This is a genomic window from Nitratireductor arenosus, assembly GCF_009742725.1.
Lineage (GTDB): Bacteria > Pseudomonadota > Alphaproteobacteria > Rhizobiales > Rhizobiaceae > Mangrovimarina > Mangrovimarina arenosa.
Genome location: NZ_WPHG01000001.1, coordinates 790110 through 803735 on the forward strand (window position 1 = coordinate 790110; position 13626 = coordinate 803735).

15 protein-coding genes and 1 other RNA gene are annotated in these 13626 nt (G+C 64.7%); 4 read left to right on the top strand and 12 right to left on the bottom strand.

Annotation, left to right across the window (positions count from 1 at the left end; genetic code table 11):
• Positions 1-75: 75 nt before the first annotated feature.
• The 4 genes from GN330_RS03740 to ybgC form a co-directional block, all read right to left on the bottom strand.
• Complete coding sequence (locus GN330_RS03740; protein ID WP_156711306.1) at positions 76-1137, bottom strand: cell envelope integrity TolA family protein; 1062 nt, start codon at positions 1135-1137, stop codon at positions 76-78.
• 32 nt (positions 1138-1169) lie between these two features.
• Positions 1170-1625: a protein TolR gene (gene tolR / locus GN330_RS03745; protein ID WP_156711307.1), complete on the bottom strand. Its 456-nt coding sequence runs from the start codon at positions 1623-1625 to the stop codon at positions 1170-1172.
• Positions 1626-1642: 17 nt separating this feature from the next.
• Positions 1643-2353, bottom strand: coding sequence for a protein TolQ (gene tolQ / locus GN330_RS03750; RefSeq protein ID WP_156711308.1), 711 nt, complete (start codon positions 2351-2353; stop codon positions 1643-1645).
• 240 nt (positions 2354-2593) lie between these two features.
• The gene (gene ybgC / locus GN330_RS03755) at positions 2594-3058 is read right to left on the bottom strand and encodes a tol-pal system-associated acyl-CoA thioesterase (RefSeq protein ID WP_156711309.1); all 465 of its coding nucleotides are present in this window, start codon (positions 3056-3058) and stop codon (positions 2594-2596) included.
• 61 nt (positions 3059-3119) lie between these two features.
• Between ybgC and GN330_RS03760 the strand changes: the two genes are divergently transcribed.
• Entirely contained in the window at positions 3120-4373 is a 1254-nt protein-coding gene (locus GN330_RS03760) for a glycoside hydrolase family 5 protein (RefSeq protein WP_156711932.1), read from the top strand.
• Positions 4374-4428: 55 nt separating this feature from the next.
• Here GN330_RS03760 and GN330_RS03765 read toward each other — a convergent pair whose 3' ends face one another.
• From GN330_RS03765 to ruvC, 4 genes are all read right to left on the bottom strand, one after another.
• Positions 4429-4983 (bottom strand): pyridoxamine 5'-phosphate oxidase family protein, encoded by a 555-nt coding sequence (locus GN330_RS03765; protein WP_156711310.1) that lies wholly within the window; start codon positions 4981-4983, stop codon positions 4429-4431.
• Positions 4984-5055: 72 nt separating this feature from the next.
• On the bottom strand, positions 5056-6093 hold the full coding sequence (gene ruvB / locus GN330_RS03770) for a Holliday junction branch migration DNA helicase RuvB (protein ID WP_156711311.1): 1038 nt from the start codon (positions 6091-6093) through the stop codon (positions 5056-5058).
• 43 nt (positions 6094-6136) lie between these two features.
• Entirely contained in the window at positions 6137-6757 is a 621-nt protein-coding gene (gene ruvA / locus GN330_RS03775) for a Holliday junction branch migration protein RuvA (RefSeq protein WP_156711312.1), read from the bottom strand.
• Entirely contained in the window at positions 6754-7278 is a 525-nt protein-coding gene (gene ruvC / locus GN330_RS03780; protein WP_156711313.1) for a crossover junction endodeoxyribonuclease RuvC, read from the bottom strand. The genes ruvA and ruvC overlap by 4 nt, the downstream gene beginning before the upstream one ends.
• A 115-nt stretch (positions 7279-7393) precedes the next feature.
• On the opposite strand from ruvC, the gene GN330_RS03785 reads away from it, so the two are divergent.
• Complete coding sequence (locus GN330_RS03785; RefSeq protein ID WP_246188488.1) at positions 7394-8170, top strand: sulfite exporter TauE/SafE family protein; 777 nt, start codon at positions 7394-7396, stop codon at positions 8168-8170.
• 4 nt (positions 8171-8174) lie between these two features.
• On the opposite strand, the gene rcdA is transcribed toward GN330_RS03785, so the two are convergent.
• The 4 genes from rcdA to ssrS all read right to left on the bottom strand — a co-directional run bounded on the left by rcdA (position 8175) and on the right by ssrS (position 12063).
• Positions 8175-8702, bottom strand: coding sequence for a protease adaptor protein RcdA (rcdA, locus tag GN330_RS03790; RefSeq protein WP_156711314.1), 528 nt, complete (start codon positions 8700-8702; stop codon positions 8175-8177).
• 379 nt (positions 8703-9081) lie between these two features.
• Positions 9082-10722 carry an acyl-CoA synthetase gene (locus GN330_RS03795; RefSeq protein ID WP_343040230.1) on the bottom strand — a complete coding sequence of 547 codons (1641 nt, stop codon included), beginning with the start codon at positions 10720-10722 and terminating at the stop codon, positions 9082-9084.
• Between the two features lie 462 nt (positions 10723-11184).
• Complete coding sequence (locus GN330_RS03800; RefSeq protein ID WP_156711315.1) at positions 11185-11769, bottom strand: 5-formyltetrahydrofolate cyclo-ligase; 585 nt, start codon at positions 11767-11769, stop codon at positions 11185-11187.
• A 138-nt stretch (positions 11770-11907) separates the two neighbouring features.
• Positions 11908-12063, bottom strand: a non-coding RNA gene (gene ssrS, locus GN330_RS03805) — 6S RNA.
• Positions 12064-12199: 136 nt separating this feature from the next.
• Here ssrS and GN330_RS03810 point away from each other — a divergent pair.
• Both GN330_RS03810 and GN330_RS03815 read left to right on the top strand, forming a co-directional pair.
• The gene (locus tag GN330_RS03810) at positions 12200-13039 is read left to right on the top strand and encodes an AAA family ATPase (protein ID WP_156711316.1); all 840 of its coding nucleotides are present in this window, start codon (positions 12200-12202) and stop codon (positions 13037-13039) included.
• Between the two features lie 100 nt (positions 13040-13139).
• The gene (locus GN330_RS03815) at positions 13140-13583 is read left to right on the top strand and encodes a GNAT family N-acetyltransferase (RefSeq protein WP_343040233.1); all 444 of its coding nucleotides are present in this window, start codon (positions 13140-13142) and stop codon (positions 13581-13583) included.
• Positions 13584-13626 lie beyond the last annotated feature (43 nt).

The window sequence follows — 13626 nt, forward strand, 5'->3', positions numbered from 1 at the left end:
TAGCTGTCATGTCGGTCCCTTCATCAGGATCGGTGGCCTGGCGCCCTTGCGATGTCGGTCACGCCAGCAAAGAGTCTAGAACATATCGGTTGGATCGAAGTGAACAATGACTTCGGACCATGTCTCGTATTTGTCGTTCGGCAGGTTGAACGGCGCGCATTTCTGCACCGCCCGCAGTGCCGATTCGGCAGCGGTGCGGCCAGGTCCAGAACTGGCGCCACCCTTGATCAGTTCCGGCGGCCCGTCGAGATTTCCCGCTCGGTCGAGCCGGAAGCGTACCGACACCTTGAGCAGTTCGTAGTCGACGATACCGGCCGGGAGCGACCAGCATCCGCCCAGCCGCTGGCGCAGCGCGTCCATTTCGCTGCGCGACAACTTTTCGGCCGGACGTTTGGTTTCCGCGCCGAGCGAGGCTTCGCGGTTCGAGCGCTTGGCACCGCCGCCGGACGGTTTTTCCTTGTTGAGCAGCGCCGCCACGTCGTCGAGCAGGTTTTCCGTGCTCTCCGATTGCGGCTTGCGCGCCTGTTCGGCCTTCGGCTTGTCGGCGTCCTTGCGATCCGGCGCCTTGGCCGTCTGCGCCTCGGGCGGGGTCGGCCGCGCCTGCGGCGCGGGCGCGGAGTCCGGCAATTCGGCCGCATCCGCCTCGGGGCTCTCCGCCGCTATGGCCTCGGGCGCCGGGTCGGGCTTGACGTCCTGTTTCGGCTGCGGCTCGGGCCGGATTTCGGTTGCCGGAACCGGGGCCGGCGCGGCCTCGTCGGGCTGGGTCGGAGCCGGGTCCGGCGTCGGATCGGGTTCAGGTTCGGGTTCCGGCTGCGGTTCGGGCAGAGCGGCCGTCTCGACCGGTTTCGGCTTGGCCTCCGGCACGGGTGGTGCGTCGGTGTCGACGGAATTCTCGCCGACCCTTTCGGCATTCTCGACCACGTCAGGCCGCTCCGTCGGCAACGGCGCCGGCTTGTCCTCGGCTGGCGCGTCCTTGTCGCCGGTCTGCAGACGGGTCCATTCCTCGACCGGAATGGTGTCGACCATCACCGCCTGTTCCTCGGCAACTTCATAGGCGCGCGGCGCCGACAGCGTCACCAGGCCGAAACCCAGCAACACGGCATGCAGCGCCGTCGAAGTGACGAGGCCCGTTCTCATGATCCGCCAGAACCTACAGCGCCACACATGGGCTAGCTGTCCTGTTCCTGCAGCGTCACCAGACCGAGATTGCGGAAGCCGGCCGCCGAGATACGGGCCATCACCTTCATCACCGTGCCGTAATCGGCGGCCTTGTCGCCGCGCACATAGATGCGCTCGTCATAGCCGGTGCGCGCGATCGCCTCGAGCTTGGCGACGACCTCGTCGATCGGAACCTCGGTTTCCTGAAGATAGATCTGGCCCTTGTCGTTGACCGACACCGTGATCGGCTGCGTATCCGCATTGAGTGCATTGGCCTCGGTTTCGGGCAGGTCGATCGGCACGCCGACGGTCAACAGCGGCGCCGCGACCATGAAGATGATCAACAGCACCAGCATCACGTCGACGAACGGCGTGACGTTGATTTCCGACATCAAGGCGTGGTGACGACCGCGGCGCCGGTGTCCGCGTCCGCCGCGCCCACCTGATTGCACTACCGACATGGCCATGGTGCTGCTCCTGCCGTTCAGGCTTTCTGCGGAATTCTTTCATCGATTTGGCGCGAGAGTATGGCGGAGAACTCGTCCGCGAACCCTTCCATGCGCATGGCAAGCCTGCCCGCGTCGGAGGACAACTTGTTGTAGGCGACGACCGCGGGAATGGCGGCCAGAAGGCCGATCGCGGTGGCCAGCAGCGCCTCGGCGATGCCGGGCGCGACAACGGCGAGGCTTGTCGACTTCGACCCGGCGATCGCCTGGAAAGAGGTCATGATGCCGACCACCGTACCGAACAGGCCGATAAACGGCGCCGACGAGCCGATCGTGGCGAGGAAGCCGAGCCTTCCTTCCAGCCCTTCCATCTCGCGCGTCAGCGCCAGGTCCATCGCCTTGTCGATCCGCGTCTGCAGGCCGATCGGCGAACGCGCCCCTTTTTCGAAACTCTTCTTCCACTCCGCCATGGCCGCGACGAAGATCGCGCCCATCCCGGCGGTCGTGCGCTCCGACAAGGAGCGATAGAGTTCTTCGAGCGACTGCCCCGACCAGAAATTCTCCTCGAAGCGATCGAGCGTCGCGCGCATGCGGCGATAGGCGATCAGCTTGTCGATGATGATCGCCCAGGTCCAGATCGACGCCACCAGCAGGCCGATCATCACCAGCTTGACGATCCAGCCCGCCTGCCAGAAGAGCGACCACACAGAAAGGCTGGTGGCAAGCTCGGGAAGAGCTGAAGATTCCATGGATATCCTGTCCTTAAGAATGGGGCGCCGGACGCGGCCGGCCCGCGCCTGTCTCCCGCCGGTCCGGTCGAACGCAGTCTCCCCGACATCACCCCACGCGCTGTCGCGGCCTTTTCCGTAGGAATCTTGGTAAAACCAAGGCGCGCCGGGACGTGACGATCCGATCAGTTCGATTCATGATGGGTTAAGGTTAAGGAGCGGTTAGGATTCGCCCCATCTCCGCGTGGATCGGCCGTCGGCTCAGGCTTCGCGCCCCGGCATGAAGGCGGAGATCCATTCTTTGGGAAAGCGGCGCGGCCGCCCCCCTTCGCCCACGATCGCCGCCTCCACCCTTGCCGTCACCAGCACGTCGTCGCCGCGTTTCAGCTCCTGGTCCATGAAAATCCGCGCGCCGGATATCTCGGCCGTACGGGTGTCGATGGTCAGAATATCGTCGATCTTCGCCGGCGCCTTGAACTCGATCGCCATCTTGCGCACCACCCAGACCAGCCTTTCGCCATGCTTGCCGTCGGCAAGCTCGGTATGATGCACCCCGGCAAGCCGCAGGAAATCGGACCGTCCGCGCTCGAAGAATTCCAGATAACGCGCGTGGTAGACCACGCCGGAAAAATCCGTATCGGCATAATAGACCCGGGCGTGCAGCCGGTGGCCGACATCGGTCATTTCCCCGGCAATGCCCGCCGGCCGTTCACCATGATCCGCCATCCCGCTTTCCTTCGTCCGATCCGTCTGGCAAGGAGCCCGCATGGGGCGCGCGCGCAAATCGATGGCATTCCTGGCCGTATTGTTCAAGCATGGCCTTGCCGGTCTGGTGCTTGTGCTGGCCGCGAGCAGTTGGACGAACGCGGCGACCTTTTCGGCCCAGCGCGGCCTCAATCTCGACATTTGGGTCACCTGGCCCGACGAAAGCCGCTGGAGCGAAGAAGACGCGCTGCTGCCCTTTCCCGAATGGCGCCGCACCGTCAACCATGCCGCCCTGACACGCCTCAAACAGGCCGGCTTCGACTTCGTGCGCATGCCGGTCGATCCCTCGCCCTTCCTGTCCGACAAATCGGCCCGTTTCCACGACCGGCTCTATGGCGAAGTGTCGGACGCCGTACGCGCCGTCACGGCGGCCGGGCTGAAGGTCATTGTCGACATGCATCTGTTTCCCGCCGGCGGCAACCGCGCCATCGGCATGAGCCAGGTGATGGACGATGCGGCGCTGTTCGAGCGTTACGTCGAGACGGTCCGGCGCATGGCACGCACGCTCGCGCGCGAAAACCCGTCCATGGTCGCCTTCGAACTGATGAACGAGCCGATCGTGGACTGCGCGCCCGGTACGACGGCCTGGCCCGACCGGCTCGGGCGGCTGTTTGCCGCCGCACGCGCCTCCGCGACGCGGCTGACGCTGGTACTTTCGGGCGGATGCTGGGGCTCGGCCGAGGGTCTCGCCGCGCTCGACCCGGCAACGATCCCCGACGACAATGTGCTGTGGTCGTTTCATTCATACGCTCCCTTCCTGTTGACCCATCAGGGCGCGGGCTGGGCCGGCGACTTCATCCGCTATGTCACCGGACTGCCCTACCCGCCGCACGCCGTGCCGCGCGCCGAACTCGACGCCGCGCTCGAAAAAGTCCGCGCACGGATTCGCGCCGACGCGCCCTGGGCGCGCCAGGCCGGCATGCTGGCCTATCTCGACGAGGAGACCGCCAAGCTGGACACCGCCGACGAACTCGCCGCCGTGATGGCCGCCCCCTTCGTCCAGGTCGCCGATTGGGTGCGCCGGCACGGCATCGCGCCGCAGGACATCCTGCTCGGCGAGTTCGGCATGATCCGCCAGGAATACGACAGCCAGGCCGTCATGCCGGCCGAATGGCGGGCCGCCTATGTCGGCGACATGATCGGGCTTGCCGAAGAAAACGGCTTCGCCTGGTCTATCTGGGGCTATGGCGGCGCCTTCGGCGTGGTCGAGGCCTTCGAGGGAGAGCCGACCGAGGGCGCGATACTTCGGGCGGTGGCAAGATTGCCGAAGCCTTAGATCCGTCTTGCCGGCAGCCGCGTCGATCCCGCACGGGCTGCTTGCACCGTCGACCTCATTCGTCCGCACCGAACAGGCCCGTCGGCCTGCCGTCGATGCTGGTCAGGTTCTTGCGGCGCCAGTAGTCGCGCACGCCTTCCGTGCCCATCGCCTCGTAAAACGGCAAAAGTTCCTCCGGGCCCCTTTGTCCGGCAAACCGCATCAGCGGCACGCCGGTCCCGCACGACGTTTGAACGAGGTCGATCGTCAGATCGAAAATCTGCCTGCTGCCGGCCATCTCCGAGAAACGTTCGACATGCTCGCGCCAGGCGTCGTCGCGCGGATGCACCACCCCAGCCTGACCATAGACCCGCAGAATCAGCGGCGCATCCTCGAACGCAGCGAACATCAGCGTCATCCGTGGCGTGTCGCTGAGATGGGCCGCCGTCTCGTTGCCGCTTCCCGAAAGGTTGAGCCACACGATCCGCCTGTCGCCGAGGATGCGCAAACTGTCCAGGCCCTTCGGCGAGACGTTCACCCTGCCGTCGCGTGCTGCCGTGGCGACGAAGAACAGCGGTTGCCTTTCGATAAAGGCGCGCAGGGTGGCGTTAAGCTTGGTCGAAACGGGCATGGCGACTCGGATCTCGGATCAGTCGCCACGCTAGTGCCTGCGTACTGACACCGTTGTGTCAGTACATCGCCGTCACTCTTCTTCGAATAGCCGCCCCTGCATCTCGGCCAGGTTGCGCGGCGCTTCGAGCCCGAGATGACGCCAGGCATTGCCCGTCAACAGCCGCCCGCGAGGCGTGCGCTGGATAAAGCCCTGCTGGATCAGGAACGGCTCGATGATGTCCTCGATGGCATCGCGCGGCTCCGAGAGCCCCGCGGCGATGGTCTCGATCCCCACCGGGCCGCCACCGAAATTCCGCGCAATCATGGTCAAATAACGCCGGTCGAGCTGGTCGAGGCCGAGCGCGTCGACCTCCAGCCGCGACAGCGCCTCGTCGGCGATCTTGCGGTCGACCACCTCGACGCCGGCAACGGAGGCGAAATCGCGTACCCGGCGCAGCAATCGCCCGGCGATTCGCGGCGTGCCGCGCGCCCGGCGGGCGATTTCCGTGGCGCCCTCCTCGGCCATCGGCAGGCTGAGGATGCGCGCCCCGCGATGCACGATCTTCTCCAGTTCCCCGACCTCGTAGAAATTGAGCCGCACGGGAATGCCGAAACGGTCGCGCAGGGGATTGGTGATCAGCCCGAGCCGCGTGGTGGCGGCCACCAGCGTGAAGCGCGCGAGATCAATCTTGACCGAACGTGCCGCCGGCCCCTCGCCGATGATCAGGTCGAGCTGGAAATCCTCCATCGCCGGATAGAGGATTTCCTCCACCGCCGGCGTCAGACGGTGGATCTCGTCGATGAACAGAACGTCGCGATCCTCGAGATTGGTGAGCAGCGCCGCCAGATCGCCCGCCTTGGCGATCACCGGTCCGGAGGTGGAGCGGAAATTCACTCCCAGCTCCTTGGCCATGATCTGGGCCAGCGTGGTCTTGCCAAGCCCCGGCGGGCCGACGAAAAGCACGTGGTCGAGCGCCTCGCCACGCGCCTTGGCCGCTTCGATGAAAACTTTCAGGTTGGCGCGCGCGGCCGCCTGGCCGACGAAATCGTCCAGCGATTGCGGTCGCAGCGAGACGTCGACGTCCTCGCCACGCTTGTCGGAGGAAATCAGCCGGGGGGCGGTGTTCATGAAGACCTCATCGCACGCCGGCCGGAACCCGGCAAGCCGACGATCATCTCGCCAGCTCCTTCAGCCCGAGCCGGATCAGCCTGGCCGAATCGGCATCCTCGCCGGCCTCCTTCATCGCAGCGGCGACGGCGCTTGCGGCCACGTCGCGACCATAGCCGAGATTGGTAAGTGCCGACACGGCGTCGGCGACCGGCGCCGGCGCCACGCCTTCGCCGAGTTCCTGCTTCAGTCCGATCGTGCCCGACGCCGCGCCGGCATGGGCCGGCGCCTTGTCGCGCAGTTCGGTGACGATGCGTTCGGCGACCTTCTTGCCGACGCCCGGCGCGCGGCTGACCATGGCGATATCGCGCAGCGCCACCGCATTGGCCAAATCCGCCGCCGACAGCGTCGACAACACGGCGAGCGCCACTTTGGCCCCCACGCCCTGGACATTGTTCTGCAGCAGCCGGAACCATTCGCGCTCGAGCGCGGAGGTGAAGCCGTAGAGCCTGATCATGTCCTCGCGCACATAGGTCTCGATATAGAGCGTCACCGCCTCGCCAGGCCCCGGCAGGCCGGCAAGCACGCGGGCGGGGCAAAAGGCGACGTAACCGACGCCGTGCACGTCGACCACGCAATAGTCCTCGCCAACCTCGTCGAGCGTTCCCTTGAGCTTGCCGATCATGCCCGCGCGCCCGCATAGGCTGCAGCCAGCCGCGCCGGCACGCTTTGGCGATGATGGGCATGGCAAATTGCGATCGCGAGCGCGTCGGCGGCGTCCTCACTGTCGAAAGTCGCCTTGGGCATCAACACCTTGACCATCATGTGGATCTGCTTCTTGTCGCCGTGACCGACCCCGATCACCGTCTTTTTGACCGCGTTCGGCGCATATTCGGCGACCGAAAGGCCCGAAAGCGCCGGCACAAGCATGGCCACGCCACGCGCCTGGCCGAGCTTCAGCGTCGCCGTGGCATCGCGGTTGACGAAAGTCTGCTCCACCGCTGCCTCGTCCGGCTCGAGCGCACGCATCACCTCCGTGAGCCCGTCATGCAACTGGCGAAGGCGAACCGCGAGCGCCGCCGAGGCATCCGAGCGCACGGTGCCGGCGGCAACGAACCGCAGCGCGTTGCCCGCCGCCTCGACCAGCCCCCAGCCGGTGCGGCGCAGCCCCGGATCGATACCGATGATACGAATCGTGCTAGCCATGGCCCCACCTTAATCTGACGCAGGACCATTGCCAGCCGAATGTGAACAAACGAGAAACGAAATTGCCGCCTTCGCTGCGATTCCCGCATCCACACCCACAGCACCGGAACGCCACTTGCCCCTCCCCGACTTCGACCTGTCGCTCGCCATTCTGCTTGGCACCGTGCTTGTCGGCGGCATTGCCCGCGGAATGTCCGGCTTCGGCACCGGCATGATCGTAGTGCCCGTCGCTGCCGCGCTCTATGGGCCGAAGGCAGCGCTGGTCATCGTTGTGCTGATCGACACGCTGCCGATCGTCCCGGTGACGATCCCCGCGCTCAAGATCGCGCGCTGGCGCGAGGTCTTGCCGGTTCTGGCCGGGCTCAGCCTGCTGTTGCCGGTCGGGATCCAGATCTTGAAATGGGGCGACCCCACGATGCTACGCTGGCTGATCTGCGTGGCGATCCTGCTATGCGCGACGGCCTTGGTGAAGGGGTGGCGCTACGCCGGCCCGCGCACCACCGTCACGTCGCTGCTGGTCGGGTCGGTGGCCGGGTTGTTGTCGGGAATCGCGTCTATTCCCGGGCCGCCGGTCATCATCTATTGGCTCGCCTCGCACCTGCCGCGCTTGATCGTGCGCGCCAATCTGATGGCCCTGTTTTTCCTTACGGAAGCCCTCTCGATCGCCAATATCTGGGTGGCCGGCCTGTTCGAGCGTCAAGCGGTGTTGCTGAGCATCGCCGCCGCCGGCCCCTATTTCGTCGGCCTCTTGATCGGTTCGCGCCTCTTCGGCCTGGCAAACGACAAGATTTACCGCCGCGTGACCTTCGTCCTGATCGCAGCCGCCGCCCTGCTGGCGCTGCCGGCCGCCGATCCGCTTTTTGCCGCTCTCGGCCGGCCGGTCGCGGACTGACCAATCAACCGCGGGCGAACGCGGTGTTCAGGAGCGTGATCTGGTCGGAAACCGGATTGGTCATGCCGGCACCGGCGAGCGGGTCGGCGCCGCCGCCATAAATTTCATCGTCGAGCCGACGCACCCGTCCCTGCAGATTAAGCGAATGCGAAACCAGCGCGCGGAAATCCTCCGGCAGTTCGCACCAGCCTTCCGCCTGATCGTGGGCCGAAGCAGTATCGAGCCGGACCTTCGACTTTTCCGAGGCAACCTGTTCGCGCGTCATCTCGCCGGAATTGGCCGCCCGCTGCAACAATAGCCAGGACGCGATCTGCATCAGCCGTGTCGTCAGCCGCATCGATTCGGCGGCATAGAGCGTGGCCGCCAGCCGCGACAGCTTCTTGGCCTCGGCCCGGCCCGGCCCGTCGAGATATTCCGCTGTCTTTTCGACGAGCCCCATGCCTTCGTCGTAAAGCGGCTTGAACGACGGCGAAAACAGCCTGCGTTCGGCGAGATTGATGGTATTCTCGTCGCCTCTTACCGCTTTACTCATGGATGTCACCCCGTACGCTCGACTGCTTCCGACCAGTGGCCAATGCATATAGCCCGATCAGGTCGGCGACCTAACGGTCCCGGAGGCAGAAATTGCGCGTTCTCCCCGGCGAACGCAAGGCGATGTTTAACAAAGGGTTAACGCCGAAGCCCGCGCCAGTCCCGAAATCGGACAAAAAAAGAGCCGCGTAAAGCGGCTCTCAGGAGTTTAACAGGGAGGCGTCAAACAGAGCAGACCCAGCCGCTCGGTAAGAATCCAGCAAAACTGGATGAATTTAGTAAACACCTATAAAGCTTAACGTCAGGTTAACGGAGAAGGGAAAGTCCTATATTGGACGCAGGCGCCTGAACGGCGCGCGGCTTTGGGCCGCGGCTGCCCGTCACAACGACTTCGCCATCTCGCGCAGGCGGAATTTCTGGATCTTGCCGGTCGAGGTTTTCGGAATCTCGGCGAAAACCACCATTTTTGGGCATTTGAAGCGCGCGAGCAGCGTCCGGCAATGCGCGAGTATCTCCGCCTCGCTCGCCGTCTTGCCCGGCTTCAATTCGACATAGGCGACCGGCGTCTCGCCCCATTTGTCGTCCGCCCTGGCCACGACACCGCAGGACGCGACGGCCGCGTGTTTGTAGAGCGCATCCTCGACCTCGATCGAGGAGATGTTCTCGCCGCCGGAAATGATGATGTCCTTCGACCGGTCCTTGAGCTGGATGTAGCCGTCCGGATGCATCACGCCGAGATCGCCGGAATGGAACCAGCCGCCGGCCAGCGCCTCGTCGGTCGCCTGCCTGTTTTTCAGATAACCCTTCATCACGATATTGCCGCGAAACATCACCTCGCCGATCGTCTCGCCATCGGCCGGCGTCTTGTCCATCGTCTGCGGATCCATCACGGTCAGGTTTTCCAGCGCGGCGTAGCGCACGCCCTGCCGGGCCTTTTTGGATGTGCGCCCGCCCTTGTCGAGCGCGTCCCATTCCCGCTTCCATTCGTTGACGACCGCCGGACCGTAGGTCTCGGTCAGCCCGTAGAGATGGTTGACGACGAAACCCGCATCGGCCATGCCCGACAGCACCGCCTCGGGCGGCGGCGCGGCGGCGGTGTTGAAGGTGACTGTTTGCGAAAACGCGCGCTTTTCCGCGTCGGGCGCATTGAGCAGGCTCGACATCACCACCGGCGCCCCGCACAGATGGGTCACGCCATGGTCGGCGATCGCGTCATACATCGCCCCGGCACGCACCCAGCGCAGGCACACATGGGTTCCCGCCTGAACGGCCAGCGTCCAGGGAAAGCACCAGCCGTTGCAGTGAAACATCGGCAGCGTCCACAGATAGACCGGATGTTGCCCCATGCCGGCATGGATGGTGTTGGCATAAGCCATCAGCGCCGCGCCGCGATGATGATAGACCACGCCCTTGGGATTGCCGGTGGTGCCGGACGTGTAGTTGAGCGAGATCGCGTCCCATTCGTCATCCGGCATCGACCAGGCGAACTCGGGGTCGCCCGAAGCGACGAACGCCTCGTAATCGAGCGCGCCGATGCACTCACCCTTGGGATGCGGCGCGTCGGCGCCGTGCTCGGGATCGTCATAGTCGATGACCAGGGGCTTCACCTCGGTCCGGGCGAGCGCGTCCTTCACCACCGACGAGAATTCCCGGTCGACGATCAGCACTTTGGTTTCGGCATGGTCGAGCTGGAAGGCGACGATGGCGGCGTCGAGCCTCGTATTGAGCGAATGCAGCACCGCCTTGACCATCGGCACGCCGAAATGGGCTTCCAGCATCGCCGGCGTGTTTGACAACATCACCGAGACAGTGTCGCCCTTGCCGATGCCGTGCGTCGCCAGCGCCGCGGCCAACCGGCGCGAACGGGCGAAGAAGTCGCGGTAGCTCGTACGCACGGCACCATGAATGATCGCGGTCTGGTCGGGAAAAGTCATCGCCGCGCGTTCCAGATAGGAAAGCGGCGTCAGCGGCTGAAAATTGGCCGCGTTGCGGTCAAGGCCGGTCTCGAAAATGCCTGGCACGTCGATCTCCCCGATTTGTCGTTGCCGAGAGATTAGTGCCGTTCATTGTTAAATGGAATCGCTTGACCGCCGGGATTTCGTGGTCTGGCGAGGAGCGCGCAGCGATGCGGTACAGACACCGTGAGGCGGGCGCGAACCGCCCAGGGTGAGAACGTCCCAGGTCGGCCGATCGCGGCTTGACAGGCGAAATCAGAAGCCTGCCGCGCCCCCGGCTGAGACACCTTTCCGCCTCGGCCCTTCGGGCGGCTGGCTGGCGAAGCGGCGACCCCAACGTTTCGTCGGGCAAGCTTGATAAACCAGACCGCAACTTCGAAATCCGCCGCGTCTCGAATAGACAGGACCAAAATCGACCACGTCTGCGCCGCAAAGCCTCCACGACGGGCAGTTCCATTTTCGGCCGGGCTCCTGAAGCTGAATGATTTCGCCTCATACCATGCGCCAATGCATAACAGTCCACCAGGCCTAGGGAGAGGACATCACGGTGTGCAAGCCGGTTTCGGTCAGGATGTCGGGGATGATGATATCGTGAGGCTCGTCCGGTACGGCCTCGACCTGTTGGCAGTCGAAGGCGATTCCGACCAGACGCGACGCGACGCCGCTCTCCCGCAGCCGGGCGATCACCCGATCGTAATGGCCCGCGCCGTAGCCGATCCGATGGCCGCGGCGATCGAAGGCGGCAAGCGGGACGAGCAAGACTGTGGGATCCAGAACCACCGCCTCCGCGCCGGGCCCGATCGTGCCGAAACCTGTCTCGATAAGCGGTACGCCGCGCAGCAATTCGCGAAATGCGATCGTGGTTTCGCCCAGAACGACCGGCAGGCAAAGCCGCGCATGTCTTTCGCGCAAGCCGAACATCAGCGGCCGCACGTCGACTTCCGAGCGCATCGGCCAGTAACCGGCAACGACATCGCCGGCCGAGACCGGGAGCGCCGCGCCGAGTTCTGCGATGCGCAACGATGCCTCCACGCGATAGACCGGGTCGAGCGCATCGCGCCGCGCGAGCGCGGCCGTTCGAAGAGCCTGCTTTTGTTCCTGTGGCGAAGCCATGCTCGTCCACCTCCGGCACAGCCAAACTGACGGCCCGCCGACGGTCAAGACCGGATAGGCGTACCGGGACATGTCGGGGAGGGCCGGAGAGTTTGCACCAGCACGTAGCCAGCCTTGGCCGGCAGCGTTGGGGCGTCGCGACGATCCACACACACCGGTGGAGAGGTTGATCCCGGGTGCCTACAAAGTAGGTGGGCGCCGTATGAAAGGACCCACGGGTCCAAACAGGGACAGCTCCCTTGGGATCAATAAGGCCCCGGGGAATGTTACTCCTGCCGCGAGGCGCAGACCGTCACGGGCGAATATAGGCCTCGGGCCCCGGTTCCGCCAGAGCCGTTGCATCGCATTTCCCTCATTACCGGACCTTGCGCCAAAACCCATGTCTCCGTACGGTTTGCGTCAAACCTGAACAATCATCCGGGAAGACAATATGCGTTTCGAAGGTACGTCGGCCTATGTCGCCGACAAGGATCTGATGGTGGCCGTCAACGCGGCGATTGCGCTCGAGCGGCCGCTGCTCGTCAAGGGCGAGCCGGGCACTGGCAAGACCGAGCTGGCGCGCCAGATGGCGGCCGCCCTCGGCCTCGACCTGATCGAGTGGCACGTCAAATCGACCACCAAGGCACAACAGGGCCTTTACGAATACGACGCCGTCTCGCGCCTGCGCGACAGCCAGCTCGGCGACACGCGCTTCAACGACATCGCCAACTACATCAAGCGCGGCAAGCTGTGGGAGGCCTTCGCCGCCGACAAGAAGGTCGTGCTGTTGATCGACGAGGTCGACAAGGCCGATATCGAGTTTCCCAACGACCTGCTGCAGGAACTCGATCGTATGGAGTTCTTCGTCTACGAGACCGGCGAAACCGTGCGCGCTAGGCATCGGCCGATCGTCGTCATCACTTCCAACAACGAGAAGGAGCTGCCCGACGCCTTTCTGCGCCGCTGCTTTTTCCACTATATCCGCTTCCCCGAGGCCGAGACGCTGGCCCGGATCGTCGACGTGCATTATCCGGGCATCAAGCAGAACCTGGTGCGCGCCGCGCTCAACCAGTTCTACGAGATCCGCGACGTGCCCGGCCTGAAGAAAAAACCGTCGACCTCCGAGGCGCTCGACTGGATCAGGCTGCTGGTCGCCGACGACGTCGACCCGGCCGATCTGCGCGCCGACCCAAAAAACGCGCTGCCGAAACTGCACGGCGCCTTGCTGAAAAACGAGCAGGACGTGCATCTGTTCGAACGGCTGGCCTTCATGGCGCGCCGGCAGGGTTAGGCCCGGCCGCACAGGCGCAAGCATCGCCGCGCGGCTGGATCTTTCCCACCCCGACAGGTGGCGGGAAACTACCGCAAAACGGGCAGGGAGAAGATCGACCGTGACAGACATTGCCATTCGCCCGCTGCAACAATCCGACCATGCCGACTGGCGGCGTCTGTGGACCGCCTATCTCGCTTTTTATGAAACCACGGTGCCAGAGGCGGTCTATGCCGCGACCTGGAAGCGCCTGTTCGATCCCGGCGCATTCGAACCCAACGGCCTGCTCGCGCTTTGCGACGGCAAGCCGGTCGGGCTGGTCCATTACATTTTCCACCGCACCTGCTGGTCCGACAAGAACACCTGCTATCTGCAGGACCTTTTCGCCGATCCGGATATGCGCGGCAAAGGCGTCGGCCGAGCGCTAATCGAAGCGGTCTACGCCGAGGCCGACCGGCGCGACGCCGCCGCCGTCTACTGGATGACGCAGGATTTCAACGAGACGGCACGCAAACTCTACGACCGCATCGCCAGGCAGACCCCATTCATAAAATATCAGCGCTGAGACGAGACCTGCCCGTACGGCGGCCACCCGCGGAACCGGGCAT

What these genes read in the sequence shown, in the direction of transcription:
- GN330_RS03810 (WP_156711316.1), top strand. Translation starts at nt 12,200, where the DNA reads ATGCGTTTCGAAGGTACGTCGGCCTATGTCGCCGACAAGGATCTGATG.
- GN330_RS03800 (WP_156711315.1), bottom strand. Translation starts at nt 11,769, where the DNA reads ATGGCTTCGCCACAGGAACAAAAGCAGGCTCTTCGAACGGCCGCGCTC.
- ruvB (WP_156711311.1), bottom strand. Translation starts at nt 6,093, where the DNA reads ATGAACACCGCCCCCCGGCTGATTTCCTCCGACAAGCGTGGCGAGGAC.
- ruvA (WP_156711312.1), bottom strand. Translation starts at nt 6,757, where the DNA reads ATGATCGGCAAGCTCAAGGGAACGCTCGACGAGGTTGGCGAGGACTAT.
- ybgC (WP_156711309.1), bottom strand. Translation starts at nt 3,058, where the DNA reads ATGGCGGATCATGGTGAACGGCCGGCGGGCATTGCCGGGGAAATGACC.
- tolQ (WP_156711308.1), bottom strand. Translation starts at nt 2,353, where the DNA reads ATGGAATCTTCAGCTCTTCCCGAGCTTGCCACCAGCCTTTCTGTGTGG.
- GN330_RS03765 (WP_156711310.1), bottom strand. Translation starts at nt 4,983, where the DNA reads ATGCCCGTTTCGACCAAGCTTAACGCCACCCTGCGCGCCTTTATCGAA.
- ruvC (WP_156711313.1), bottom strand. Translation starts at nt 7,278, where the DNA reads ATGGCTAGCACGATTCGTATCATCGGTATCGATCCGGGGCTGCGCCGC.
- GN330_RS03740 (WP_156711306.1), bottom strand. Translation starts at nt 1,137, where the DNA reads ATGAGAACGGGCCTCGTCACTTCGACGGCGCTGCATGCCGTGTTGCTG.
- tolR (WP_156711307.1), bottom strand. Translation starts at nt 1,625, where the DNA reads ATGGCCATGTCGGTAGTGCAATCAGGTGGGCGCGGCGGACGCGGACAC.
- GN330_RS03760 (WP_156711932.1), top strand. Translation starts at nt 3,120, where the DNA reads ATGGCATTCCTGGCCGTATTGTTCAAGCATGGCCTTGCCGGTCTGGTG.
- rcdA (WP_156711314.1), bottom strand. Translation starts at nt 8,702, where the DNA reads ATGAGTAAAGCGGTAAGAGGCGACGAGAATACCATCAATCTCGCCGAA.